General features: G+C 73.5%; 24 protein-coding genes. 12 read left to right on the top strand and 12 right to left on the bottom strand.

All coding sequences use genetic code 11. The annotated features are described in order from the left end of the window. The first annotated feature begins 11 nt into the window (after window positions 1-11). Entirely contained in the window at window positions 12-602 is a 591-nt protein-coding gene (locus ABD841_RS31750; RefSeq protein ID WP_344979482.1) for an Rv1733c family protein, read from the top strand. Window positions 603-785: 183 nt separating this feature from the next. On the opposite strand, the gene ABD841_RS31745 is transcribed toward ABD841_RS31750, so the two are convergent. After that, window positions 786-1,220 carry a pyridoxamine 5'-phosphate oxidase family protein gene (locus tag ABD841_RS31745; RefSeq protein WP_344979480.1) on the bottom strand — a complete coding sequence of 145 codons (435 nt, stop codon included), beginning with the start codon at window positions 1,218-1,220 and terminating at the stop codon, window positions 786-788. A 251-nt stretch (window positions 1,221-1,471) separates the two neighbouring features. Between ABD841_RS31745 and ABD841_RS31740 the strand changes: the two genes are divergently transcribed. The 3 genes from ABD841_RS31740 (at window position 1,472) to ABD841_RS31730 (ending at window position 3,408) form a co-directional block, all read left to right on the top strand. Continuing rightward, complete coding sequence (locus ABD841_RS31740; RefSeq protein WP_344979478.1) at window positions 1,472-2,035, top strand: flavodoxin domain-containing protein; 564 nt, start codon at window positions 1,472-1,474, stop codon at window positions 2,033-2,035. After that, the gene (locus ABD841_RS31735; RefSeq protein ID WP_344979476.1) at window positions 2,032-2,568 is read left to right on the top strand and encodes a universal stress protein; all 537 of its coding nucleotides are present in this window, start codon (window positions 2,032-2,034) and stop codon (window positions 2,566-2,568) included. Before ABD841_RS31740 ends, ABD841_RS31735 begins: the two co-directional genes overlap by 4 nt. Window positions 2,569-2,706: 138 nt before the next feature. After that, a complete protein-coding gene (locus ABD841_RS31730) occupies window positions 2,707-3,408 on the top strand; it encodes a hypothetical protein (protein ID WP_344979474.1) in 702 nt (233 codons plus the stop codon). 254 nt (window positions 3,409-3,662) lie between these two features. Here the strand turns inward: ABD841_RS31730 and ABD841_RS31725 are convergent, their stop codons facing one another. The 3 genes from ABD841_RS31725 to ABD841_RS31715 all read right to left on the bottom strand — a co-directional run bounded on the left by ABD841_RS31725 (window position 3,663) and on the right by ABD841_RS31715 (window position 5,265). After that, complete coding sequence (locus ABD841_RS31725; RefSeq protein ID WP_425582073.1) at window positions 3,663-3,869, bottom strand: DUF1918 domain-containing protein; 207 nt, start codon at window positions 3,867-3,869, stop codon at window positions 3,663-3,665. Continuing rightward, window positions 3,866-4,384: an OsmC family protein gene (locus ABD841_RS31720; protein ID WP_344979470.1), complete on the bottom strand. Its 519-nt coding sequence runs from the start codon at window positions 4,382-4,384 to the stop codon at window positions 3,866-3,868. The genes ABD841_RS31725 and ABD841_RS31720 overlap by 4 nt, the downstream gene beginning before the upstream one ends. Window positions 4,385-4,458: 74 nt before the next feature. Continuing rightward, window positions 4,459-5,265, bottom strand: coding sequence for a sigma 54 modulation/S30EA ribosomal C-terminal domain-containing protein (locus ABD841_RS31715; protein ID WP_344979468.1), 807 nt, complete (start codon window positions 5,263-5,265; stop codon window positions 4,459-4,461). 209 nt (window positions 5,266-5,474) lie between these two features. Here ABD841_RS31715 and ABD841_RS31710 point away from each other — a divergent pair, with 209 nt between their 5' ends. Genes ABD841_RS31710 through ABD841_RS31700 form a run of 3 tightly spaced genes read left to right on the top strand, consistent with a single transcriptional unit; the run spans window position 5,475 to window position 9,382 of the window. After that, entirely contained in the window at window positions 5,475-5,912 is a 438-nt protein-coding gene (locus tag ABD841_RS31710; protein ID WP_344979466.1) for an STAS domain-containing protein, read from the top strand. A gap of 21 nt (window positions 5,913-5,933) precedes the next feature. Next, window positions 5,934-8,606, top strand: coding sequence for a glycosyl hydrolase family 65 domain-containing protein (locus tag ABD841_RS31705; RefSeq protein ID WP_344979464.1), 2,673 nt, complete (start codon window positions 5,934-5,936; stop codon window positions 8,604-8,606). A 53-nt stretch (window positions 8,607-8,659) separates the two neighbouring features. Next, window positions 8,660-9,382: a universal stress protein gene (locus ABD841_RS31700; RefSeq protein WP_344979462.1), complete on the top strand. Its 723-nt coding sequence runs from the start codon at window positions 8,660-8,662 to the stop codon at window positions 9,380-9,382. A gap of 5 nt (window positions 9,383-9,387) precedes the next feature. Here ABD841_RS31700 and ABD841_RS31695 read toward each other — a convergent pair whose 3' ends face one another. Beyond that, window positions 9,388-9,645, bottom strand: coding sequence for a DUF1876 domain-containing protein (locus tag ABD841_RS31695; RefSeq protein ID WP_344979460.1), 258 nt, complete (start codon window positions 9,643-9,645; stop codon window positions 9,388-9,390). A 315-nt stretch (window positions 9,646-9,960) separates the two neighbouring features. On the opposite strand from ABD841_RS31695, the gene ABD841_RS31690 reads away from it, so the two are divergent. After that, a complete protein-coding gene (locus ABD841_RS31690; protein WP_344979458.1) occupies window positions 9,961-10,857 on the top strand; it encodes a universal stress protein in 897 nt (298 codons plus the stop codon). A gap of 112 nt (window positions 10,858-10,969) precedes the next feature. After that, a complete protein-coding gene (locus ABD841_RS31685) occupies window positions 10,970-11,815 on the top strand; it encodes a universal stress protein (RefSeq protein WP_344979456.1) in 846 nt (281 codons plus the stop codon). A gap of 62 nt (window positions 11,816-11,877) precedes the next feature. Here the strand turns inward: ABD841_RS31685 and ABD841_RS31680 are convergent, their stop codons facing one another. The 7 genes from ABD841_RS31680 to ABD841_RS31650 form a co-directional block, all read right to left on the bottom strand. Next, window positions 11,878-12,753, bottom strand: a complete 876-nt coding sequence (locus ABD841_RS31680) for a universal stress protein (RefSeq protein WP_344979454.1) — start codon at window positions 12,751-12,753, stop codon at window positions 11,878-11,880. Between the two features lie 178 nt (window positions 12,754-12,931). Continuing rightward, entirely contained in the window at window positions 12,932-14,650 is a 1,719-nt protein-coding gene (sulP, locus tag ABD841_RS31675; RefSeq protein ID WP_344979452.1) for a sulfate permease, read from the bottom strand. Between the two features lie 209 nt (window positions 14,651-14,859). Next, on the bottom strand, window positions 14,860-15,588 hold the full coding sequence (gene narI, locus ABD841_RS31670) for a respiratory nitrate reductase subunit gamma (RefSeq protein WP_344979450.1): 729 nt from the start codon (window positions 15,586-15,588) through the stop codon (window positions 14,860-14,862). Then, a complete protein-coding gene (gene narJ / locus ABD841_RS31665) occupies window positions 15,585-16,211 on the bottom strand; it encodes a nitrate reductase molybdenum cofactor assembly chaperone (RefSeq protein WP_344979448.1) in 627 nt (208 codons plus the stop codon). The genes narI and narJ overlap by 4 nt, the downstream gene beginning before the upstream one ends. Beyond that, window positions 16,208-17,857, bottom strand: a complete 1,650-nt coding sequence (gene narH, locus ABD841_RS31660; protein ID WP_344979502.1) for a nitrate reductase subunit beta — start codon at window positions 17,855-17,857, stop codon at window positions 16,208-16,210. Before narH ends, narJ begins: the two co-directional genes overlap by 4 nt. 91 nt (window positions 17,858-17,948) lie before the next feature. Next, window positions 17,949-21,614, bottom strand: a complete 3,666-nt coding sequence (locus ABD841_RS31655; RefSeq protein WP_344979446.1) for a nitrate reductase subunit alpha — start codon at window positions 21,612-21,614, stop codon at window positions 17,949-17,951. A gap of 52 nt (window positions 21,615-21,666) precedes the next feature. Beyond that, window positions 21,667-22,860, bottom strand: a complete 1,194-nt coding sequence (locus ABD841_RS31650) for an MFS transporter (RefSeq protein WP_344979444.1) — start codon at window positions 22,858-22,860, stop codon at window positions 21,667-21,669. Window positions 22,861-23,187: 327 nt separating this feature from the next. Here ABD841_RS31650 and ABD841_RS31645 point away from each other — a divergent pair, with 327 nt between their 5' ends. From ABD841_RS31645 to ABD841_RS31635, 3 genes are all read left to right on the top strand, one after another. Continuing rightward, the gene (locus tag ABD841_RS31645) at window positions 23,188-24,054 is read left to right on the top strand and encodes a universal stress protein (protein WP_344979442.1); all 867 of its coding nucleotides are present in this window, start codon (window positions 23,188-23,190) and stop codon (window positions 24,052-24,054) included. After that, complete coding sequence (locus ABD841_RS31640) at window positions 24,054-24,563, top strand: CBS domain-containing protein (RefSeq protein ID WP_344979439.1); 510 nt, start codon at window positions 24,054-24,056, stop codon at window positions 24,561-24,563. Before ABD841_RS31645 ends, ABD841_RS31640 begins: the two co-directional genes overlap by 1 nt. A 162-nt stretch (window positions 24,564-24,725) precedes the next feature. Then, complete coding sequence (locus ABD841_RS31635; protein ID WP_344979437.1) at window positions 24,726-25,391, top strand: CBS domain-containing protein; 666 nt, start codon at window positions 24,726-24,728, stop codon at window positions 25,389-25,391. The last annotated feature ends 5 nt before the right edge of the window (window positions 25,392-25,396 follow it).

Genomic DNA, 25,396 nt, shown 5'->3' with positions numbered 1-25,396 from the left:
GAGGTGACCCGATGAATTCCTCGAACTCCTGGCTCGTACGCTGCCTGCGCCTGCATCGTTTCGATCGCAATCCCCTGCGCAGGCGCTCGGACCGGCTGGAGACGGTCGCCGTGCTGGTGACCGTGCTGGTCTTCGTCGTCGGGATGTGGCCGGTGGCGGTGCTCGGGCGGCAGACGTACGCCGACGGCCTCCGGGCCGAGATCACCGGCTCTCCGCACCGGCGGCCGGTCGTCGCCGAGGTCGTGGGCGCGCCGCAGACCCCCGGCTACACCGCCGCGGGCCGGACGCGCACGGTGCGGTGGACGGCCCCGGACGGGACCCCGCGAACGGGGCAGGTGGTGCTCCCGGCGATCGTGCCGGTCGGTTCCCGCACCCAGATCTGGCTCGACGCCGCCGGCAGGCCCACGGACTTCCCGCAGAGCCACCTGAGGACGGTCATGGTCACCGTGCTCACCGTGATCGGAGTGGCCGTCTGGGGCGGGATGATCCTGCTGCTCTGCCTGGCCGGCGTCCGGTTCCTGCTGAACCGGCGCCGCGAGGCCGAGTGGGAGAGGGCCTGGCGCCTGGCCGACCAGCGGTGGCGCAGGCCGAGGCAGAACTGATCCCGGGCCCGAGGCGGAACCGGTCCCGGGACTGATCCCGCATCCGAGGAACCGAATCCCGGTCCTGCGGGTGCCGTGCGTCACCCCGGGGTCTGACGTGGGCGATCCCTCCGTCGCGCGGCAGCGTGTCGCATCCGTCAGGGCTCGACATGCTGCAAGACTTCCCGGGCGCCCGGTGCCGCGTCAGAGGTCCTTCGGCTCCGCCGCCTCGCCGAAGGTCACCAGCCGGAACCCGGTGACGAGCTGGGGCCTGATGCGGATCACGTGGTCCATGTTCCCGGACACCCACGGGCGCAGCAGCCGCCGGTACCGGGAGATCTCCGTCTCGTCGTGGACCACGCGGGCCGGACCGACCACGACCACGCTCCAGCCGATGTGGTCCTCCGGGTCGATCACGTCCGCCTCGTACGCGACCACCGTCTCGTGGCCGTTGACCGCCGCGGTGATGGCGGCACCCATGTGGGTGCGGATGATGATGTCCCCGTCGTCGACGATGTGGTTGACCGGCCGGATCGCCGGGAGCGCGTGCAGGGTGAACACCACCCGCCCCATCGCCGCGCCGGCGAGCAGGCGGAGCGACTCCTCTCGGGGAATCTCGTGCAGTACTCGCTCGCTCATCCCGTCCCGCCCCATTCCACGAGCTTTACTCTGTCACGCCCGGAGGCACCCCTCGCTAGGGACCAAAGTCCCTGACAGGTGCGTCACTGTGCCTTGACATTTCCTGTCCGACGGTCCTGCCGGAGGTGTCCGTAGTCGCGGTGGTGCCGAAGGTCCCGCTCCGGCGGGCCCTGCGCCCCTGCCCACCGCGGGGCCCGTCGACCGAGGCTGGAGGCGAAGGCCAAGGGAGGGAAAAAGGGGAGGTGGATCGGATGACGCGCGTACTGGTGGTCCACGGGTCCGAGCGGGGCTCCACGGCCGAGATCGCCGGATGGATCGGCGACCGTCTCAGGCGGGACGGTTGCGACGCCGAGGTCAGGGCGGCCGGTTCGGTCGGGGACGTCACCCCCTACGACGCGGTGGTCCTCGGCGGGGCGTTGTACGCGGGGCGCTGGCACAGGGACGCGCGCCGCTTCGTCCGCCGCCACGCCCGGGCGCTGCGCGACAGGCCGGTCTGGTTGTTCAGCAGCGGCCCGCTGGACCGGTCCGCCGACGACGCGGATCTCCCGCCCGTCGCGCACGTGGTCAGGGCCTGCGCCGCCGTGGACGCGCGGGAGCACCGGACCTTCGGCGGGCGCCTGGCCCGGGACGCCCGGGGATTCATCGCCTCCAGGGTCGCCGAGAGCGCCGCGGGCGACTACCGCGACCCCGAGAGGATCCGCGCCTGGGCCGACGAGATAGCCGCCGAGCTGGCGGCCATGTCCCCTGCGCAGGGGCCGGTGGCCGCGCAGCCCCGCTGTTGGAACCCATCGGACGGATCGAGGAGCTTGTCATGACGTATCCAGGGCCGTACTTCCGCATCGTCGTCGGCGTCGATGACTCGGCCGCCGCGTGGGCGGCACTGGGGTGGGCCGCGCAGCAGGCCCGCCGCACAGGCGCGGAGCTGGTCGTCCTGCACGCGTGGGGCGAGCTGCCGGGATGTCGCGCGCCGTACGCGCCCCCGCCGGCGCCCGCGGAGGAGACCGCGCAGCGGGCGGCCGCCGAGGCCGTCGTCGCCGCGGCGGTCGCGGCGGTCCGCGACGGGTGTCCGGAGGTGCCGGTACGTTCGGTGATCTGCCGGGAACGGGCCGAGCGGGCGTTGCTCCGCCATTCCGGGACGGCCGATCTCCTGGTCCTGGGATGTCGCCGGCCGGTGGACGACGCCCGGGGCTACACGGGTGCGACCCTGCGGTCCTGCCTCGCCCGGGCGGCGTGCCCGACGGTCGTGGTGGCGCCGGGACAGGTCGGCCGGGTGGAGAGCCCGCCCCCCTCGGACGCGTACGCCGCGATCGGCTCGCCCTTCGAGATGACGCGCCCGGCCTACGGGTGACCGGGCACGCCCGGCTCTCACCCGCCGGAATCCGTGGGACATCGGGTCCCGGCACAGGACTACTACGCCAACAGAAGGGACTTTAGACCCTAAAAGCAGCAAATATCGTGACTGACTGTTGAATCAGGGGTGATTCACATGAAGGAAAGCCACGAGTTCCGCTGGGGAGGGTTGGCCGGCGTCGGCGCGCTGGTGTTCGCGATCGTCGGGCGGCTGGTGATGGGGGGCACGCCGAGGATCGCGGACCCCGCGACGACGATCTCCGGTTACCTGCTGGAGTATCGGACCCAGATCCTGGCGGGGGCGCTGCTCTACGCCGTCTCGACGGTCCTGCTCCTGTGGTTCGGCGTCGCGCTGGCCACCGCCTTCCGGCGCGCGGACGAGGCCGGTGACGCGCCCGCGATGGTGCTCGCGGGGTATGTCCTCATCGCGGGGATCGGGTTCGTGGCGATATCCGTGCTGGCCGGAATGGCCACCGCTTTCACCGCCAACCCGGCCCTGCTGGCGATCGCCGCCGGTCCGTACACCGTCCTGGCGGTGATGGGCACGATCGCCGGGATCGCGGTGGCCGTGCCCTTCGGGGCCTCGGCCGTGGCGATCATGCGCACGCGTGTGTTCCCGCGGTGGATGGCCTGGTTCGCCCTGCTCGTCGCCGTGCTCAACGTGCTGGCCGCGTTCACGGTGGGGATCAGGGAGGGCGTACTGGCACCCGACGGCCTGCTGGTGGGGTACCTGCCCGGCGTGCTGACGGCCCTGTGGGTGCTGGCCGCCAGCGGGTTGCTCATCCGCGAACACCTGCCGGTCCGGGCCGCGGGGGCGAGGCCCGTGATGGGTCACTAGCGCCGCCCGGCCGCGGGCGGCGGGAGGTGCGGGAGCCGTGCCCGTGCCGGGCGCGCCGGATCCGGTCCGGCGCGCCCACCGCGGCGCCCTTCGACCGGCTCGCCGGGATCCCGGTCGAGTACGCGATCCTGGTCGGGCAGGAGACCGCCGACGGTGACGCCGTCGGCAGGGTGCTGCGGGATGAGCAAGCGGTGACCGCGCCGCTGGACCCCCGGACGCCGCCACCGCCTGACGGTTCCGTGCCGGTGGCCCGGTCAGGGCGTTCCGGGAGTCGCCTGCGGGTGTTCGATATGGGCGTCGGGCCCGGGGAAGACCATGACGTCGTGCTGCTGGTCGAGCCAGCGGACGTCGTACGGCGGCGAGCCGTCGGCGTGGTGCAGCGCGGTGATGATGCCTATGCGGCGCGGTTCTCCCAAGTGGGCGCTTTCAACGATCAAGCGGTCCCCGACCTCTGCTTTCATGGCGATTCTGTCCCTTTTGTGGATTCAGTGGATATTTCGTCCTTTTCCCGGCTTCGCCGGGAGGTGAACGTCGGAGAGGGGAGACGTCCGGTCGGCTGCGGCTCCGCCTCGCCGGCCTGGATCCGCACGGTGATCTCCGGTGGCAGCCGCAGGGAGTTGTGCACGGCGCTGTGCTCGACGACTGTGGCGAAGGAGTCCCGCAACCCTGCGGGAACCCCGGGGGCGTCGACGACCAGTTCGATCCGGCCCACCCGCGCCGGGCGGATGTCCAGGTCGTAGTGGGCGGTCACGGTGACGCCGGCGGGCATCTCGCATCGGTGGAGATAGCGTTCGGCGCGGTGGGCGACGCAGGCCGCGAGGGTCCCGACGAACAGCTCGACCGGGTCGGGGCCGGTGTCGCCGCCGCCGAAGTCCCTGGGCTGGTCGACGCGGACGGCGTGGCGGCGGATCTGGATGTCGAAGCGGTCACCGCCGCGCCAGGCGATCGTCACGGTGCCGTTCCGGTTCTGCATCATCGCTTCTCCTCGGATCGTGGAGATCCCGGGTGGCGCGGGTCCGGTCCCGGAACCGGTGCCCGCCGGGAGGAAGGTCAGGCGCTGGGCGTGATGAGCCCGTAGTGGCCGTCGTAGCGGTGGTAGACGACGTTGCCCCGTCCGGTGGCGGCGTCGGTGAAGAAGACGAAGGGCAGCCCGGTGATCTCAAGCCGTTCCGCCGCCTCCGCCGCGTCGAGGACGGGCGCCGGCATGGCGCTGACCGTGAGCGGTACGGACGTCGGGCCCAGCCGGTGGGGCTGGGGGTCGAGCTGTGCCAGCCGGTAGCCGTCGTCGCTGCGGCAGATGACGCTGTCCTGACCGGTCAGCGCCTCGGTGAACAGGTGGAAGTCGTAGTCGAGCTGCTCCAGGTCGAAGGCCGCCTCCTCGACGGTGGCGCGGGCCAGCTCGTAGGCCTTGTGCCGGACGATCCGGCGTTCCCCGGCGGGCCGGGGGAAGTAGGGCAGGGGAGGGCGGGGAGGGCTGGAACGCCGCCACTCATGATCGGCGTCCGCGGAGTACCGTCCGCGCAGGCTCTCCCAGTCACGCGCGGTACGGCGCAACCGGATCTGGAGCCGGTCGCCGAGCAGGCGGACCGCCCGGTGCATGGACTCGGCGGACGCCTGGGCGCGCACGATCCGCCCGTTGACGTCGATGTTGGCCTGCGCGGTGCAGGGGCGCGCCACGGCCGGGTCGGCCGAGGCGCCGAGCTTCACCCGGGCGTGCAGCACGGGCTCGTGGGCGGTCGAGGTCAGTCCCGCCACCATCCTGCGGGCGTCGTCGGCCGCCGCGGCCGCGATCGCGCCGTGTGCCTCCACCTGCACGTCGCCGGGGTCAAGGGCGATGGACGTGTGTCGCCGGTTCATTCGGGCCCACCTCCCGTGGAGAGCGCTCTGCATTCCAGCCTTCGCCGGGTGTGGTTCGTGGCACAGGGACTTCCGTCCCCCGGGCGCCGGACCTTGGACACGCCTCCCGCCGGGAGTGGTGACGATATTTGTCCCATTTGTCGTTTTAGGTGATGTTTGGGACCTTCGGCCCTACGGGACGGGGCGGGCGCTCGTCACCATTCCATTAGATGGTGGTTCTCATCACGGGGGTCCTCATGAAGACGGGCGAGCGCGGGTGCAGTGGCCGGCCCGCGGGCGGGAACGGGGACCCGTTCCCGCTTCCGGGACCGCTCCGCGCGACCACGCGGGTGCGGCCCGACGGCATGACCGTGATCTCGGTACGGGGCGAGCTGGACCTGGCGACGGCGGAGCCGCTCTGCGAACTCGTCGGCACCGTCCTGGAGCGCAGCGGCCCGCGTGCGGTGCTCGATCTGTCCGGCGTCACCTTCTGCGACATGTCGGGCCTGCGGGCGCTGCAACATTGCGCTGAGGACGCCCGCGCCTCGGAGGGCGTGCTGCTGCTGACCGGGCTGTCCGACCGGCTGCTGTGGCTCCTCGGGATCAGCGGCGTGCGGTACGTCTCCCGGGGCGGATCGGAGTACGAGCTGACCGGGTACGCACCGTGACCGGCCGGGCGGTGAGGACCGATGGGCGAGCCGGACGGCCGGCTGCGTGATCGCACGTTCGAGGCGGTGGTGATCGGCTGGTATGCCACCGGGGTGCCGCGAGGCGCCTCCGCCGTACCGGTCCGCCGCCGCGTGGAGGCGCTCTGCGCCGCCGGTGTCGACGTCGCCGTGATGAGCGGCGAGGACGTCGGCGCGGTCGACGGGCGGTTGCACGTCCGGCCGCGCGGCCCCGGACGCCTGTGGCTGGGCGCGAGCGGCGGCACGGAGCTGTACGAGGTCCGCGGGGACGGTCCCCGGCCGGGGTGGCCGATCGCGGGATCGGGGGACGACTTCTCCCCTGACGGCCGGTACGCCGGGATCGGGCCGGTCGACGGGGCCGGCTCCATGCGGGCGGTCTTCGCGTATCTGGCCGGGCGCGGGATCGGCGCGGGACTGGTGCTGATCGTGGCCGACCGCTTCGGGCCGCCCGGCGGGGCCGTCGCGCACGGCGAGATCCCGCTGATCCCCGAAGCCGGCCGGGCGACGGCCGTGTCGGTCGGGCCGGAGCCCGGTGGGGTCGCGCCGAACCTGCTCCATCTGGGCGGCGGGCCGGCCGAGCTGCTCCGCGTGCTCGACCACCAGGTGCGGCGCAGGCGGCACCTCCGGATTCCCGCGGTGGACGACGACCCGGCGTGGACGATTCGCGAGACGGGTGCGGACCCGTCACGGCACCGGGTGGCCGAGGCGCTGCTCACCCTCGGCTCAGGGGGGTTGGCGACCCGCGGATCGGTGGAGGAGCCCGTCGCGAAGTCGGTCCCGATGGTGCTCGTCTCGGGGGTCTACACCGGGAGCGGCGCCGGACAACGTCTGCTGCCGGGCCCCCGGTGGACCGGGTTCGCCCTGCGCCCGCCCGCCGGGGAAGACCTGCGGATGCTCGACCTGCGTACCGGCGTGCTGGCCCGGGAGGAGCGCGGCCACGATTCTCCCGTACGGACGGTGCGGCTGGCCTGCGTCACCCGCCCCGGCGTGGTGGCGATGCGCGCCGAGGCCGGGGTGGGGCGGCTGCGCGCGGGACCGCCCCTGCAACCTCCCGCGGACGGGCGATCCACCACGGGCCGGCTCAGCGGTCACCGCTGGACACGCGTCACCGACGGCCACGCGGGCATCGCCGCGGTGGCGGCGCAGCGCGTCGGCCGTGACGGCGGGGTGCGGACCCTGGAACGGATCGCCGCGTACACGGCCGGTCCCGCCCGGCCGCCGGTGCCGCGCGACGCGCTCGCCGCGCTGGAGGCGGCCGAGCGGCTCGGGTTCGACCGGCTGCTCGCCGAGCAGCGGGCCGCGTGGGCCGCGCGCTGGCGGGCCGTGGACATCCGCATCCCCGGCGATCCCGCCGCGCAGCTCGCCGTGCGGTTCGCGTTGTTCCAGCTCTGGAACAACGTCGGCCGGTACGACGAGGCGGCGGTCGGCGCACGCGGGCTGTCCGGCGGCGCCTACGCCGGGCACGTCTTCTGGGACGCCGACGTGTTCGTGCTCCCCGCCGTGGTGAGCATGGACCCCGCCGCGGCCAGGGCCATGGTCGCCTACCGGCTGCACCGCCTGACGGCGGCGCGGGCGCGCGCCGCCGCGTCGGGCCGCGCGGGCGCGCGCTTCCCCTGGGAGTCCGCGGCCACCGGCGAGGACGTCACCCCCGTCTCCGGGCATCTGGGCGGCGAGGCCGTCCCCGTCCGCACCGGGCAGCTGGAGGAGCACATCACCGCCGACGTCGCCTGGGCGGCGGTCCACTACGCGCGCTGGAGCGGCGACCGTGCCTTCCTGGCGGGACCGGCCCGCCCGCTGCTGGTCGAGACCGCCCGCTACTGGGCGTCGCGCTGCCGGGTGGACGACGGCGGAAGGGCCCATATCGACGGCGTGATCGGGCCGGACGAGTATCACGAGGCGGTGGCGGACAACGCCTTCACCAACGTGATGGCCCGGTGGAACCTGCGACGGGCGGCCGGGCTTCTCGACCCCGGCTGCGCGGAGGGGCGCCGGTGGCGCGCGCTCGCGGACCGCCTGGTGGACGGCTACGACCCCGTCTCGGGCAGGTACGAGCAGTTCGCGGGCTACTTCCGGCGGGAACCGCTGACCATGGCCGAGGTCGCCGCACCGCCGGTGGCCGCGGACCTGCTGCTCGGCCGCGAGCGGGTCGCCGCCACACAGATCATCAAACAGCCCGACGTCCTCATGCTCCACCACCTGGTACCGGAGGAGACCGGAGCCGGTTCGCTGGAGGCCAACCTCGACTTCTACGGCCCCCGCACCGCGCACGGCTCCTCGCTCTCGCCGGCGATCACGGCCTGCCTGCTGGCCCGGGCGGGCCGTCCCGACGAGGCGCTGAAGCTGCTCCGCGTCGCGCTGGCCCTCGACCTCGAGGATCTGACCGGGACCACCGCCGCCGGGCTCCACCTGGCCACGTTCGGCGGTGTGTGGCAGGCGCTGCTCGCCGGTTTCGCGGGGGCGCGGGTGAGAGACGGGACGCTCCTCCTCGATCCGCGGCTGCCCACCGCGTGGGAGGGCCTGGGCTTGCGCTTCCGCTGCCTGGGGCGCCGGGTGCGGCTGGACATCACCCGTGAGGCGGTCGACGTGCGGACCGACGGACCGCTGCGGGTCCGGCTGGACGCCGGGGACCTGCGGCACGTGACCGGCCCGGCACACCTGCCGCGACAGAGCCGATGAGAGGGAGGCCGACAAGGGCCGACGAGAGATGGGCCGACGAGAGAGGGGCGCCCATGAGGCACGTGCTGGCCGTCGTCGACGACGCGGCCGTACCGGTCACCGCCGCGGCCGTGACCGGTACGGCCGAGGCGGCGGCGGAGGCCCTGCAGGCGGACGTCCGGGAGGTTCACCTCCCCGCCGGGGCGGAGACGGGGGACGCCTCGGCGGCGGTGCTCCGCGAGCTCGAACGGCCGGGCACGCTCGCCGGGGTCCTCGCCGGCGCCGCCGTGTCTCCCGCGGGCCCCTGGCACGTCGCGCGGCACTCCGCCACGCCGGTCATCCTGGTGCCCGCCCCGCCGCGGACGGCGGTGGCGCCGCACGCCGCCATCTCCCGGGTGCTCCTGCCGCTGGACGGCTCACCCGAGGCCGCGGCCGCCGTCACCGGGGCCGCGGGGTTGTTCGCCCGCACCGGCGTCGACCTGGTGGTTCTGCATGTCTTCGACGAGGCGACCGTGCCCCGCTTCTGGGACCAGGCCGCTCACGCCCGGCAGGCGTGGGCCCAGGAGTTCCTGGCCCGTCACTGCGCGCAGCCCGGGGTACGGATGGAGCTGCGCCGCGGCGGCGCGGGAGAGCAGGTGGTGGACGTGGCGGCCGCGGAGCACGTGGACCTCATCGTTCTGGGATGGTCCCAGCGCGTCGAGGAGGGGAGGGCGCGGACCGTCCGCAGGATCGTGGCCGACGCGGACGTCCCGGTCATGCTGATCCCGGTGGCGCCGCGCCAGGGGCCCTCACCATGACGCCCTCACCATGACGTGGGCCCGGTGAACTGGGCGATGTCCTGCGAGGCGGCGGTGAACAGCCGGTTCGCCAGGTCGGTCAGCGCGCGGGCGGCGGCGAGTTCGTCGCCGATCTCGGGCACCGGCTCGTCGGACGGGTTGCGGTGCGCGCGGCCGGTCCCGGTCAGGCGGGTGCCGTCCCTGGTGGTCAGCACGGCCCGGGCGAAGGTGGCGTCGCCCTCTTCGGTGATGTGAATCTGCACGGTCCACTGCTTGGCTTCCATCGAAGGGACCTCCCCCTGAGCGATCGGTGCTCCGTTCTTCGAATCTGTTTCGTGGCGTTCCGCGCGCATAGGGAAGAAGGCCCCGAGAGAGGAGGACTTCCGTACCTGCCCCGTGCGCCGTCCCGCCCCGTGCGCTCTCCCCGCCGTGCGCTTTCCCCGCCGTGTGCGTCGTCCCGCCGTGCGCGTGGAGGGCCTCCGGCGAGGCCGGCGGAGAAACGGGGCGAAAGTCCTTGCGGCGGGGGGTCCAGCGCCCCTGGGATCCCCGGGGCCCGCTCCGGACCCTTGGAACCGACGGACGGATACGAGGAGGAAGAGATGTCTCCCACAGACACCGGCCGGTCGGCTCCGGACGCGCCTGACGGCTCCCTGCCGATCGTCGTCGGGACGGACGGCTCGCCCGACGCGGACCGGGCGGTGAAATGGGCCGCCGACGACGCCTTCCGGCGGCGCCTGCCGCTGCGGATCGTGCACGTCGTCGAGCACGGGCCTTACGACACCCCCCGCTTCGCCGCCCCCGACTGGCCCAGGACACTGGTCAGGTACGGGCGTGAGGTACTGCTGGCGGCCGAGCGCCTCGTCCGGGCACGCCAGCCGTCGATCGACGTGAGCACCGAACTGATCGAGGGGTCCCTCACCGGGATCCTGCGCGGGCAGGCCGAGGGCGCCGCCGAGATCGTGCTCGGCAGCAGGGGCCGGGGCGGCTTCGCCGGAGCTCTGCTCGGCTCGGTCAGCACGCACGTCGCCGGGCACGCCCACGGCCCGGTGGTCGTCGTCCGGCCCGGTGCCGAAGAGGTGCGCCGTGAGGTCGTCGTCGGCGTCGACGACTCCCCGCGCTCCGAGCCCGCCCTGGCCTACGCCTTCGAGCAGGCCAGGCTGCGCGGCGCCGTGCTCCGCGTCGTCCATGCCTGGCAGCTCCCCGTGCACGCCTTCGCGCCCGAGGCCGTCTACGACATGGACGAGGTCCGCCGCGCCCAGCACGAGGTGGTCAGAGAGCGGCTCGGCGCGTGGCGTGAGAAGTTCCCCGAGGTGACGGTGGTGGACGACGTCCGCGGCGCGCACCCCGTCGACGCCCTCACCGACGCCTCGACCCGGGCCGACCTTGTCGTCGTGGGCTCGCGGGGCATGGGGGTGATCGGATCGGCGCTGCTCGGCTCGGTCAGCCGCGGCGTGCTGCACCACGCGCACTGCCCGGTGGCCGTGGTCCGGCCGTGAGCGGCGGGCCCGCCGGGGCCGTGCCGCACCGGCGGGCGACGTCGTCCCGGGACGGCCGCCGGCGCGTCTCCGGCGTCCGCACCGGGGCGGAGCCGGCGGCGGGGCGGGCATCATGATCGTCGTCGGGGTCGACGGTTCGTGGGCCGGCCTGGAGGCCGTGGACTGGGCGATGCGCGAGGCCGGCCTGCGCGGGACCGGGGTGCGCGTCGTCACCGTCGTGCCGGCCTGGGCCTACGAGACGCCCGAGGACCGCCCCCACGCCTACGTGGGCCGTTGCATGCGCGAGAACGCCGCGTCCGTGCTGGCGGACGCCCGGCGGCGGGCGTCCGGGGTGTCCCGGGCCGAGGCGGAGTTCGAGCTGCTCCGCGACGACCCCCAGGTCGGCCTGATCAGGGCCTCGAAGGACGCGGAGCTCCTGGTGATCGGCAGTCGCGGGCTGGGCGGCTTCCAGGAGCTGCTGATCGGCTCGGTCGCGCTGGGCGTGTCCGGCCAGGCCAACTGTCCCGTGGTCGTCGTCCACCAGATGCCCCGGTGCCCGCGTGACGAGGTGGTCGTCGGCGTCGACGGCTCACCGGGCGGGACCGCCGCGATCGAGTTCGCCTTCGCCGAGGCCGACCTGCGCGGCGCGGATCTGCTCGCCGTCCACGCCTGGGACCGGCCCGCCGCCGGCGCCGGGCGGGCCGCGTCGTCCGGGAGAACCGGCGCGGAACGGGCCCTGCCGGCGGAGGCGGTCGCGGGCCGGAGTGAGCGCCACCCCGGTGTCAAGATCGTGGAGCACGTCGAGCGGGGGCACCCGGTGGAGGTGCTCAGGAGGGTCTCCGCCGGTGCGGGCCTGCTGGTGGTGGGGTCGCGCGGGCGCGGTGCCGTCGCCGGGCTGTTCCTGGGCTCGGTGAGCTGCTCACTGCTCCGGCGGGTCGACTGCCCCCTCGTCATCGTCCCCGTCGCGGACGGTGCCTGAGCCGGTGCCTGACCGGACGAGCCCGGCAGGTCCCTTCCCGGACGGTGGGAAGGCCCCGGGGCTCAGGGCCGGTGGGCGTGCGGGGCGAGGTGGCGGACGACGGCGACGGGCGCGTGGGCGTGGTGGAGCAGCGCGTACACGGTCGATCCGAGAACCTTCCCCCGGCTGCGGGGGCCCACCACGACCAGCTCGGCGGTCTCGGAGGCGTCGACGAGCGCCTTGCCGGGATGCTCGTGCACGACGTGCTCGACGAGGGGCACGTCGGGGAACTTCTCCCGCCAGCCGCCGAGCGACTCGGCCAGCAGCCGCGCCTCCTCCTGGCCGACGCCTTCGACGTCGTAGACGAGCGGCTGCATGTCACCGGGCGCCCTGGTGGCCGGGTGGGTCCACGCGTGCAGAGCCCGGAGCGGGAGCCCGCGCAGGGCGGCCTCCTCGAAGGCGAACCGCAGGACGGGCTCCTGGTCCGGGCGTCCGGTGACCCCGGCGACGATCTCCGCGCCGTCGCGGGCGGGCGGGTGCCGTACGACCACCACCGGGCAGGGAGCCTCGGCGGCGAGATCACGGCCGACCGAGCCGAGCAGCAGCCCGGTGAACCCGCCCCGCCCCCGGCTGCCGACGACGGCCAGCTGCGCGGTCCCGGCCGCGGCGGCGAGCGCCCCGGCGGCGGCGCCGTCGACGACCTCGGTGGTCACTTCCAGGCCCGGGGCGGCGGCGTGCGCCCGCTCGGTGGCCTGGCGGAGCAGTTCCCGTACGGAGGCCTCCGCGTCCGCCCCCCAGTGAGCGGGCTGTGGCACGAGAGGAACGTCGTAGGCCCAGCGGAGGGCGGCGTGCACGACGCGCAGCGGCGCACCCCGCAGCGCCGCCTCCTCCGCGGCCCAGGCCACGGCCTGGAACGAGGACGCCGAGCCGTCGACACCGACGACGACGGGTGCTGCCATGGTCACCACCTCGAATCCGCCTCCGCCGCGCCGCCGCTCCGCTCGCGGCGGCCGGGTCCGAGACCGCGGGAGGCCGTGTGCCGTCTTCTCCGTCCGGGGTCTCCATGCTCCCCGTCCCCCCTCCTGCCGGGTAGGGGCGAAGGTCCCACGAGGCGAGGGAAGGCCGGACGGCCGGTGGTCAGGGCGGGGCGTCCCCGGCCTCCGCGGACCGCCGCCACCGCTCGTAGGCGACGACCGCGGTGGGCAGGGTCGGGAAGATGCGGTCGGGGCCGACGTCCGCGGTCAGCCCGAAGGCGTCCAGGGCGGTGAGCAGGTCCTGCTTGACCCGGGCCAGGGCGAAGACGACACCCCGGCGCCCCAGTTCGCGGCGGAGGGACTCGACGGCGTCCAGGGCGGTGATGTCGACCTCGACGTTGGACTCGACGTTGAGCACGAACCAGGCGACGGGGCCGTCGTGCTGGTCGACCGCGGCCAGCGCGCGGCGCCGGAAGTCCTCGGCGTTGGCGAAGAACAGCGGCGAGTCGTAGCGGTAGACGACCAGCCCCGGCAGCGTGCGGGCCTCGGGGTAGTCGTCGACGTCGTGCATGCCGGCCAGCCCAGGGACGATGCCGAGGATCGCGTCGTGCGGCCGGGCTATGCGGGAGAGCATCTCGGCGACCGACAGGGCGACCGCGGCCAGCACGCCGTACAGGATGTCGAAGACGAGCACGCCGGCGAGCGCGCAGAGCGCGAGCACGAGTTCGCTGCGCCGGAACGCCGCCAGGCGCCGGAACCCGGCGACGTCGATCAGCCGCAGGGCGGCGTAGACCACGATGGCACCGAGCGCGGCGGAGGGGAAGGTCGCCAGCAGCGGCCCCGCGACGAGCAGGACCGCGACCACCGACGCCAGCGCGACGAGGGAGAACAGCTGGGTCCGGCCGCCGGCGGCGTCGCCCAGGGCGGTGCGGCTCCCGCTGCTGCTGACCGGGAAGCCGTGCAGGAGGCCCGTGCCGATGTTGGCCGCGCCCAGGGCGAGCAGCTCCTGGTCGGCGTCGATCTCGTAGCCGTGCCGGGAGGCGAAGGAACGGGCGGTGAGGATGTTGTCGGTGTAACCCACCAGCAGCAGGCCGACGGCGGGCAGCAGCAGGGTCAACAGGTCGCCGGTGGCCGGCGGTGACGGTGCGGGAAATCCCGACGGGATCGTGCCGACCACCCGGACGCCGTACCGCTCCAGCCCGAACGCCGCGACGCCGGCGGTCGCCAGGAGCACGGCGAGCAGCGGGGCGGGGGCCCGGGGGAAGCGCCACTGCGCGGCGAACAGGAACGCGAGCATCACCCCGGCCAGCAGCACCGTGGGGACGTGGACGCGGGGCAGGCCGTCCACGAAGGAGGCCAGCTGCGCGAAGAAGCTCTCCCCGCGCACCGGGACCCCGGTGAGCTTGCCCAGCTGACTCACGATCATGATCAGCGCCACCCCGGTCATGTAGCCCACCAGGATCGGCCTGGACAGCAGGTCGGCGACGAACCCGAGCCGCAGCACCCAGCACGCCAGGCAGAGCAGGCCGACGAGGACCGCCAGGGTGGCCGCGAGCGACGCGTACCGGCCCGGGTCGCCGGCGGCGAGCGGTCCCACGGCGACGGCCGTCATGAGCGCGGTCGTGGACTCGGGGCCGGCCGACAGCTGCCGGGACGACCCGAACAGCGCGTACAGCGCCAGCGGGGCCAGGGCCGCCCACAGCCCGGCCACGGGCGGCAGCCCGGCCACGGTGGCGTACGCCATGACCTGGGGAACCAGGTAGGCCGCCACCGTGATCCCGGCGAGCAGATCCCCGCGCAGCCGGACGCGGTCGTACCCGGCCAGGAGGGCGGCCCCGGGCAGCAACCGGCGGGAGAGGCGGTTCACGCGCAGCTTGGCCATGATCGTTTTTCTTCCTCGCGCCCGGGAGGCGAGGCGTCCTCCGTCCCGGCCGCGCGGGTCCGCCGCCGGCGAAGGCACCTCCCCGGGGTGGCCCGTCACGGAAACCGTAACGCAAGCCGATCATGCCGGTCCGCCGCGGCCGGGCGGTCACCCGGCCGGGAGCGCGTCCGCCGGCCCGGTGACCGGCGCCCACCTCCCGGCCGGGAGACTCAGCGCGTCGTCTCCCACCCGCGCCGCGGGGCCCGCAGACCGGACCGGTCGTCGCGGCTGCGGTAGACGATGTAGGGCCGGGTGAGGTACCCGATCGGCGCGGTGAGCATGTGCACCAGCCGGGTGAAGGGCCAGATGGCGAAGAGCAGCAGCGCGCTGAGCGCGTGCAACTGGAAGAGCGGCGGGGCGCCGGCCATCAGCTCGCCCTCGGGCCGGAGCAGGAAGATCGAGCGGAACCAGGGGGAGATGGTGGTGCGGTAGTCGTAGCCGCCGCCGACGACGTTGGCCGCGACGGTGGCGGCCAGGCCCAGCACGATGACCAGCGTGAGGACGGCGTACATGAGCTTGTCGTTGCGGGTGGTGGCGGTGAACACCGGCCCGACGGTGCGGCGGCGGTAGATCAGGATCGCCAGGCCGCCCAGGGTGGCCACGCCCGCGACGGTGCCCAGCACGACGGCCGTGACGTGGTAGGCCTCCTCGCTCACCCCGGCCGCCTCGGTCCAGCTCTTGGGGATCACCAGCCCGCCGATGTGGCCGAGGAGGACGACCAGGATGCCGAAGTGGAACAGCGGGCTGCCGATGCGCAGCAGCCGCGACTCGTACATCTGCGACGACCGGGTGGTCCAGCCGAACTTGTCGTAGCGGTACCGCCATATGTGGCCGAGCACGAACACGGCGAGGGCCAGATAGGGCGCCACCACCCACAGCGTGACATCGAGAGCGTTCACCGGTGTTCCCCCGTCACGCCGAAGGGCTCCAGCCCGACCTGCTCGGCCGGCGGCCCCTCGGCCGCCAGGCGCAGCGCGGCCGCCCGTTCGCGCGGGCCGGCCGGCGGCAGGGTGGCCTCGACCGCGGCCACGACCTCGGCGTACGGGGACCTCTCCGCCTCCAGAGACCGCCGCAGCAGCTCCAGGCCCGCGCGGTGCTCGCGCAGCAGCCGGGTGGCGGGCCCGACGGCCCCGCGGGCCGACAGCTCGCACACCACGGCCAGGTGGTCGGGCAGTTCCTCGCTGGTGAGCTCGAACCCCGCGGCGCTGAAGGCGTGCTTGAACCGGAGCAGGGCCGCGCCGCGCTTACGGGTGTCGCCGTACGTGTAGTAGGTCAGGTAGGGGCAGCAGCGCCGTTTGAGGTCGAACGTCGCCACGTAGTGGGCCTCCAGGTCACCGCGCCCGGTGGCGGCCACGTGGACGAGGAAGGCCGCCAGCCTGGCCCGGACCTCCCCGGCGGGGAGCACGGCCACCGACTTCATCAGCAGGGGACGCGCCTCGTGCAGCCGCCCGTCGGGGTAGCCGAGCAGCACCGACGCCACCAGGTGGGCGGTCCGCACCTCACTGTCGCTGAGAGCCGTCATGATTCCTTGTCACCGTTCCTTTTCGGGAAGAGACCCTCCGGCATGCCTTTGCCGTCCCAGTTGAGAAGGTTGATCCGGCCCCGGCGGTCCTCGGGATCGACCAGGGCCCCGGTGGTCTGCCGGTCCTTCAGCGCGTGGAAGGTCTCCACCGCGACCGGGGCGGGCAGCCCCGAGGCTTCGCCGAACGGCCCGCCCATGCCGGGACCGCCCTCGTAGTCGAGGCTGCAGCCGCCGCCCAGCTCCTCCAGGCGCGCGCCCTGCTCGGCGTGGGCCTTGGGGATGACGTAGCGCTCCCCGTAGGCGGCGATGGCCAGCAGCCGGTACATCTCCTCGACCTGGCCGCCGGTCATGCCGACCGCCGCCGCGATCGACTCGTCCCGGTCCTGCCCGAGGTTGACGCGGCGCATGTAGGACCTCATGGCGGCGAGCCGCCGCAGGACGCCCCGGACCGGCTCGGGGTCGCCCGCGCTGAACAGCTCGGCCAGGTAACCGATCGGGATGCGCAGGGCGTCGATCGCGCCGAACAGGTTGCCGGCGTCCTCGCCGTCGTGCCCGGTCCCGGCGAGCACGTCGACCACGGGCGAGAGCGGCGGGATGTACCAGACCATCGGCATGGTGCGGTACTCCGGGTGCAACGGCAGGGCGACGCCGTACTCGAAGATCAGCTTGTGGACGGGGGAGCGCCGGGCGGCCTCCAGCCAGTCCTCGGGAATGCCGCCGGCTCGGGCCGCGGCGATCACCTCGGGATCGCGCGGGTCGAGCAGCACGCTCTTCTGCGCCTCGTACAGGGCCTTCTCGTCGGGTACGGAGGCGGCCTCCAGCACCCGGTCGGCGTCGTAGAGGACCAGCCCGATGTAGCGCAGCCGGCCCACGCAGGTCTCCGAGCAGACGGTGGGGATGCCCACCTCGACCCGCGGGTAGCAGAAGGTGCACTTCTCGGCCTTACCGGTCCGGTGGTTGAAGTACACCTTCTTGTACGGGCAGCCGGTGACGCACATCCGCCAGCCCCGGCAGCGGTCCTGGTCGACCAGGACGATGCCGTCCTCGGAGCGCTTGTACATCGCCCCGGACGGGCAGGAGGCGACGCACGAGGGGTTGAGGCAGTGCTCGCAGATGCGCGGCAGGTAGAACATGAAGGCCCGCTCGAACTCCAGCTTCACCTGGTCCGACACCTTCGCGAGGACCGGGTCGGCGGGGGCGAGCTCCGGCCCGCCGGCCAGGTTGTCGTCCCAGTTGGCACTCCAGCTGATCTTGGTGTCCTCGCCGGTGATGAGCGACTTGGGCCGGGCGACCGGGGTGTCGTCCTGCGCCGGGGCGGAGAAGAGCCGGTCGTAGTCGTAGGTCCAGGGCTCGTAGTAGTCCTGGATCGACGGCATCAGCGGGTTGGCGAAGATCGACAGCAGCTTCTTCAGCCGCCCCCCGGCCTTCAGCCGGAGCCGGCCCCGCCGGTTCAGCTCCCAGCCGCCCTTCCACCGCTCCTGGTCCTGGTAGGTGCGGGGATAACCCTGTCCGGGCCGGGTCTCGACGTTGTTGAACCAGACGTACTCGGTGCCCGGCCGGTTGGTCCACGCCTGCTTGCACGTGACCGAGCAGGTATGGCATCCGATGCACTTGTCGAGGTTCATCACCATGGCGAGCTGGGCCATGACGCGGGTCACTGCTCGCTCACCTTCTCACTCGTCTCGTGGTCCTCACCTGTCGCGAAGCTCTCGTTCGTCTCGCGGACGATCTCACTCATCAGTAGTCGACCTCCTGGGATCGGCGGCGGACCACGGTGACCTCGTCGCGCTGGTTGCCGGTGGGACCGAGGTAGTTGAAGGCGAACGACAGCTGGGCGTAACCGCCGATGAGATGGGTGGGTTTGATCATCAGCCGGGTCAGGGAGTTGTGGATGCCGCCGCGCCGGCCGGAGGTCTCGCTCTTCGGCACGTCCACGACCCGCTCCTGGGCGTGGTACATGTACACGGTTCCGGTGGGCATGCGGTGCGAGACGACCGCGCGCGCCACCACGACGCCGTTGCGGTTGAGCGCCTCGACCCAGTCGTTGTCGCGGATCCCGGCCCTCGCCGCGTCGGCGGGGCTCATCCAGATGGTCGGGCCGCCCCGGGACAGGGTCAGCATCAGCAGGTTGTCCTGGTACTCGGAGTGGATGGACCACTTGGAGTGCGGGGTGAGATAGCGCACGGTGACGCCCTGCTCGCCGCCCTCCCCGATGCCCGGCTCGCCGAAGAGAGCCGTCATGTTCAGCGGCGGCCGGTAGATCGGCAGTGCCTCGCCCGCCTCGTGCATCCAGTCGTGGTCCAGGAAGAAGTGCTGGCGGCCGGTGAGGGTGTGCCAGGGTTTGCGGTGCTCGACGTTGACGGTGAAGGCCGAGTACCGCCGCCCGCCGGTCTCGCTGCCCGACCACTCCGGCGACGTGATCACCGGTACGGGGCGGGCCTGGGTGTCGGCGAAGGTGATCTTCTTGTGCTCGTCGGCCAGGCCGTCGAAGCCGGTGCCGGTCCGGCGGGCCAGCGTGGCGAACCCCTGGGCGGCCAGGTGGCCGTTGGTCGTGCCCGACAGCGCGAGGATGGCCTCGCACATGTCGGTGTCGCGGGCCAGGGACGGCCGGCCGTCGGCCACGCCGCCGCGGACGGCGCCGTTCAGGTGGCGCAGCCGGTCGATCTCGCCCGCGACCTCGTACGTGATGCCCTTGGTCGTGGCGCCGAGCCGGTCCAGGAGCGGGCCGAGCGCGGCCATCTTCTCCGCGACGGCGCCGTAGTCCCGCTCGACCGTCACGATCTTCGGGAAGTCCCGGCCGGGGACGGGCTCCTCACCGGTCCGCCGCCAGTCACGCACCCGGCCGTGCGGGGTGGCCAGCTCGTCGGGCGTGTCGTGCAGCAGCGGCACCGCGACCACGTCCCTGCGCACCCCCAGATGCGTGCGGGCCAGCGCGCTGAACGACCGGGCGATCGCCTGGAAGGCGGCGAAGTCGGTGCGGGTCTGCCAGGGTGGGTCGATCGCCGGGGAGAAGGCGTGGACGAACGGGTGCATGTCGGTGGAGGACAGGTCGTGTTTCTCGTACCAGGTCGCGGCCGGGAGCACGATGTCGGAGAACAACGTCGTGGACGTCATGCGGAAGTCGAGGGAGAGCAGCAGGTCGAGCTTGCCCCGCGGCGCCTCCTCGTGCCAGCGGACGTCGTCCGGCCGCTGCCCCGGGGTGGCCTCCTCGGCCCGTACCGAGGAGTCGGTCCCGAGCAGGTGACGCAGGAAGTACTCGTTGCCCTTGGCGGAGGAGCCCAGCAGGTTGGCCCGCCACACCGTCAGGACCCGCGGCCAGTTGCCCGGGGCGTCGGGGTCCTCGCAGGCGAAGCCGAGCCTCCCCGCGTGGACCTGCCCGGCGATGTACGGCCCCACCTCCCGGCCCGCCGCGGCGGCCTCCTCGGCCAGGTCGAGGGGGTTGCGGTCGAACGTCGGATAGGACGGCATCCAGCCCAGCCGGGCCGACTGCGACAGCAGGTCCGCGGTGGCCTTCCCGGTGAACGCGCCGCCGGCGAGCGGTGAGGAGACCGTGTCGGCGGTGTAGGTGTCGTAGCGCCACTGGTCGGTGTGCAGGTACCAGTAGGCGGTGCCGATCATCTGCCGGGGCGGGCGCGACCAGTCCAGCCCGAACGCCAGCTGCGCCCAGCCGGTGACCGGCCGGCACTTCTCCTGCCCGACGTAGTGCGCCCAGCCGCCGCCGTTGACGCCCTGACAGCCGGTCAGCGTGGTGAGCGCCAGGAACGAGCGGTAGATCGTGTCGGAGTGGAACCAGTGGTTGGTCCCCGCACCCATGATGATCATGGATCGGCCGCCGGACTCCTCGGCCGTCCGGGCGAACTCGCGGGCGATCTTCGCCGCTCTCGCCGCCGGCACACCGGTGACCGCCTCCTGCCAGGCCGGGGTGTACGGCTCGGACACGTCCTCGTAGGAGCCCGGCCACCGCCCGGGGAGTCCGGGACGGGCGACGCCGTACTGGGCCAGGACGAGGTCGAAGACCGTCGTGACGAGGCGGCCCCCGATCCGCCGGGCGGGCACGCCGCGCCGCAGCACCCCGTCGCCCTCCGGCCGGTCGAACCGGGGGAGCAGGACCGTCACGGTCTCCGCCCCGTCGGAGCCGTCGAGCGTGAGGAGCGGATCGATCCGGCCCAGGTCCAGGTTCCACCGCCCCTCGCCCGCGGTGGAGTACCTGAAACCGAGCGAGCCGTTGGGCACCGTGGGCTCGCCGGTCTCCCGGTCGATCAGCACCGTCTTGAACGCCGCCTCCGCCCCGTCCTCCCCGAGGTCGGCGGCCGACAGGAACGTGGCGGGCACGTGACCGCCGTCGCGCTCGGCGAGGGTCACCAGGAACGGCAGATCGCTGTGGCGCTTGACGTAGTCGGTGAAGTACGGCACCTGCCGGTCGACGAAGAACTCCCGGAGGATCACATGCCCCATCGCCATGGCCAGCGCGCCGTCGGTGCCCGGATGCGGGGCGAGCCACTCGTCGGCGAACTTGGTCGCGTCGCTGTAGTCGGGGGAGACCACGACGACCTTCTGCCCGCGGTAGCGGGCCTCCGCCATGTAGTGGGCGTCCGGCGTGCGGGTGACCGGCACGTTGGAGCCCCACAGCATCAGGTAGGCCGCGTCCCACCAGTCGGCCGACTCCGGCACGTCGGTCTGGTCGCCGAACACCTGCGGGGAGGCCACCGGCAGGTCGGCGTACCAGTCGTAGAACGACAGCATGGTGCCGCCGACGAGCGAGACGAACCTGGCGCCCGAGGCGTGCGAGACCATCGACATGGCCGGGATCGGGGAGAACCCGGCGACCCGGTCCGGGCCGTAGGTCTTGATGGTGTGGACGTGGGCGGCGGCGATCATCTCCGTCGCCTCGTCCCAGGTGATCCGGACCAGCCCGCCCTTGCCGCGGGCCGACTGGTAGCGCCGGCGCCGCACCGGGTCGGAGGTGACGTCGGCCCACGCCGCCACCGGGTCGCCCAGCCGCGCCCTGGCCTCCCGGTACATCTCCACCAGCACGCCGCGCGCGTAGGGGAAGCGGACCCGGGTGGGGGAGTAGGTGTACCAGGAGAAGGCCGCGCCCCGGGGGCAGCCGCGCGGCTCGTACTCGGGCCGGTCGGGCCCGACGCTGGGGTAGTCGGTCTGCTGGGACTCCCAGGTGATGATCCCGTCCTTGACGTAGACCTTCCACGAGCACGACCCGGTGCAGTTCACCCCGTGGGTGGAGCGCACCACCTTGTCGTGGCTCCACCGGTCCCGGTAGAAGGCGTCCCCCTGGCGTCCGCCGATCCGGTGCAGCGTCCGCAGGTCCCCGGAGACCGAGCCCGGACGCAGGTGCCGGCCCAGCCGGAGCAGGGCCTCGTCGATCGGCCCATCCATACCGGCCATATGCGTTTCTCTCATTTCTACGACAAACCTCATGTCTCCCGTGCGTTCCCGGTCAGGACTCCTCGCCCACCCGCAGGACGAACCAGCAGTAGACGAACGCGGCCGAGGCGACCGCGGCCAGCAACATCAGCCCGATGGCGTAGGAGCCGGTGGCCTGGTAGATCAGCCCCATCACGATCGGCGGCAGGAACCCGCCGAGACCACCGGCCGCGCCGACCACCCCGGTCGCGCTGCCCACCGCCTGCGCGGGCACCGCCCGCCCCAGCAGTGCGAACACCGCGCCGTTGCCCAGGCCGAGCGCGGCGGCCATGGTCAGGAAGCCGACCGTCGCCAGCGGCATCACCGGGGCGAAGGCCACGACGACCGCGCACACGCACACGGCCGCCAACGCCCCGCTCAGCACCGGCCGGCCCCCCACGCGGTCGGCCAGCCAGCCGCCGACCGGGCGGGTGAGCGTGGCCAGCAGCACGAACCCGGCGGCCCGGGCCGCCGCGTCGGCGGTGGTCAGGCCGTAGACGGCCTTGAGATACAGCGGCAGGTAGACGCCGAAGGCGACGAACCCGCCGAAGGTCAGGGCGTACATCGCCGCCAGTTCCCGGGTGATCCGCAGCCGCGCCGCGGCGCGGAACCGGACCAGGAACGGCTCGGTGGACCTTCCGGCGCCCGGCGCGTCGCGGCCCGCCACGAGGAAGGCCAGGCCGACCAGGACGAGGGCGGCGGCGACCGTGAAGAACGGCGTCCGCTGCCCGAACTCGGCCGCCAGCCAGGGGGTGGCGAAACCGGAGACCGCGGTGCCGATGTTGCCCATGCCGAAGATGCCCAGCGCCAGGCCGCGACGCTCCGGCGGGAACCAGGCGTTCACGTACGGGATGCCGATGGCGAAGGTCGCGCCGGTCATGCCCAGCAGGAACCCGCCGGCCAGCAGCGCCGGGTAGTTCCCGGCGAAGGCGAGGAACACCACGGGGACCACGCCCAGCAGGCTCGCCGCGGCGAACACCGCGCGGCCGCCGTAGCGGTCGGTCAGGCCGCCGAGCACGATCCGCCCGAGAGACCCGACGATGACCGGCACGGCCACCAGGATCGACACCTCCAGCGGGCTCAGCCCGAGCAGCTCCTTGTAGACCGGGCCCAGCGGGCTCAGCAGCGCCCAGGCCCAGAAGTTCACCGCGAACGCCGTCGTCGCGAGCACCAGCGCGGTCGTCCGGCCGCCTCGGGCCGTTGTCGGAATGGCCTGTCCAACGGTCATCGTGTGCTGATCCCTCCTGTGGAACGCGTTCGCCGCGGAGTCCCCAGCTTTTTGCGGCGGCACCCGCCGGCAGCAGGGTCTTTGGTCCCATGACGGCGGGCCAAAGACCCACGCCACGTTTCCTGGTCCCCGGCGCGGGCCTCCTTTCCGCCGGCGTTCCCCAGGCCTGTCCGTGTTCCCGTCGTCTGCCGGTATTCACCGCGTCTGCCGGTGTTTCTCCGGGGCAGGCGTGGCCGAGGGCCCGAAGTCCCCGGCGATCGGGTCTTTCGGCCGCTGCGAAGCACGCCGGCGCGCGGTCGGATGGAGGGAGAAACCGAGGAGGTCGAGATGACAGCGCATGTGGTGGTGGGGGCGGACGGCTCGCCGTCGGCGCGGCAGGCGGTCGAGTGGGCCGCCGAGGACGCCGCGCGGCGCGGGTGCGCGCTGCGGATCGTCCACGCGTGTGAGGCGGGGGCCTATGACATTCCGCTGCAGACCCCGCCGGGGTTTCGCGACTCGCTGTCGGAGCACTGCCGGGAGGTGCTGGACGGCGCGGTCGAGCTGGCGCGCGGGCGGGCCCCGGGCGTGGCGGTGGAGAGCGCGCTGGAGGAGGGCCGCCCGGCCGAGGTCCTGCGCCGGGAGGCCGCGGACGCCGTGCAGGTCGTGGTGGGCAGCCGGGGGCTGGGCGGGTTCACCGGGCTGCTGCTCGGGTCGGTGTCGCTGGCGCTGGCCGGGCATGTGGCCGTGCCGGTGGTGGTGGTGCGCGGTGCGCGGGAGGGGGTGCGCGGCGAGGTCGTCGTCGGGTTCGACGGCTCGGCCCATTCGACGGCGGCGCTGGCGTACGCCTTCGGGGAGGCCGCCCGGCGCGGCGCCCGGCTGCACGCCGTCCACACCTGGCAGATGCCCGTCATGGGCCCGTACGCCCCCGCCTACCCGCCGCTCACCGAGGACGTCTTCGAGGCGGAGCGGCACGTCGCCGTCGAGGCGCTCGCCCCCTGGCGGGAGAGATTCCCCGCGGTCAAGGTCGAGGAGACCGTGGTCTGCGGGCATCCCGCCGCGGTCATCTGCGAGGCCTCGGCCGACGCCGACCTGGTCGTCGTCGGCTCCCGGGGGCTGGGCCGGCTCGGCTCGGCCGTGCTGGGCTCGACCAGCCACGGGGTCCTGCACCACGCCCACTGCCCCGTCGCCGTGGTGCGGGCCGGGGAGGAGGCGTGATGGACGCGCGTGCCGGAGAGAAAGACATGACGGACGTGCGCGAACTCACCGTGGCGCAGGTGATGAGCCGGACGCTCGTCGCCGTCGCGCCGGACGAGTCCCCGCTGCTGGCCTGGGAGATCATGCGCCGCGCGGACGTCCACCACCTGCCGGTCGTGGACGGCCACGGCCGCCTGCGGGGCGTCCTCACCCGCGAGGACGTCACCGCCCGCTGGGCCGGGGGCCCGTTCGACCAGGCGCGTGTGCGGGTCGACGCGCTGCTGGGCGACCACCGCTGCCCGCACACCGGGCTCGACGCGTCCCTCGCCGAGGCCGCGGCCGCCATGCTCGGCGCCGGAGTGGACGCGATCCCGGTGCTGGGGGAGTCGGGCAGGCTGGTGGGGATGGTCACCGCCACCGACGTGATCCGCGCGGTGGCGGGCCAGGTCGCCGGGCAGGAGAAACCACCGGAGCTGATGACGGGGATGTTCCGCCTGGTCCCGGTGCTCCCCCAGACGTACCGGACGTAGGAGAGGCGACGCCGGACCACCGCCGCGCGGCGGTGGTCCGGTCGTGACCGGGGCCCCGCCGGAGTGCTCGCGCGGAGCAGACCATGGGCCCTCCCCATCCGGGACTTTCGCCGCTGACGTCCTCGGCACCGCCCGGGGATCCTCGTAATGAGGAGGTCCATCATGAAGGTCAAGGATGTCATGGGCGCCACGGCGGTCGCGGTCCGGCCGGAGACGTCGTTCACCGAGGTCGTCGACGCCCTGCGACGCTTCAAGGTCGGCGCGGTCACCGTCATCGACGTCGAGAACCGCCCCATCGGGGTGGTCTCCGAGGACGACCTGCTGCTCAAGGAGGCCGGCCTCCACGAGCACGCGGGCGTCGTCTTCGCCGGCCGCAGGAAGCGGGAGGACCACAGGAGGGCCTCGGGCATCACCGCGGGGGAGATCATGACCGCCCCGGCGATCACCGTCACGAAGGACACCTCCGTCCGGGACGCGGCCCGGCTGATGCACCGGCACCGGGTCAAGCAACTGCCCGTGGTCGACGCGATCACCGGACGCATCACCGGAACCGTCCACCAGAGCGACCTGCTCAAGGTCTTCACCCGTCCCGCCGAGGAGATCGACCGCGAGATCGCCGAGATCTGCGACCGCCTCCACATCGAGCGGGGAGAGGTGACCATCGGCATCGAGGCGGGCATGCTCACCCTGACCGGCCGGGTGGGTCTCCACTCGCAGAGCCTGCACCTGGCCGCGGCGGTCCGCGGGGTCGACGGCGTCCTCGGCGTCGAGAACCACCTGACGTACCGGTCCGACGACCTTGTCCATATCCCGCCCCTCTATCTGTGACGTCC

Source organism: Streptosporangium fragile, from assembly GCF_039534445.1.
GTDB lineage: Bacteria > Actinomycetota > Actinomycetes > Streptosporangiales > Streptosporangiaceae > Streptosporangium > Streptosporangium fragile.
The sequence above is the reverse complement of the archived record's forward strand: the minus strand, read 5'-3'. Positions and strand labels throughout refer to the sequence as shown.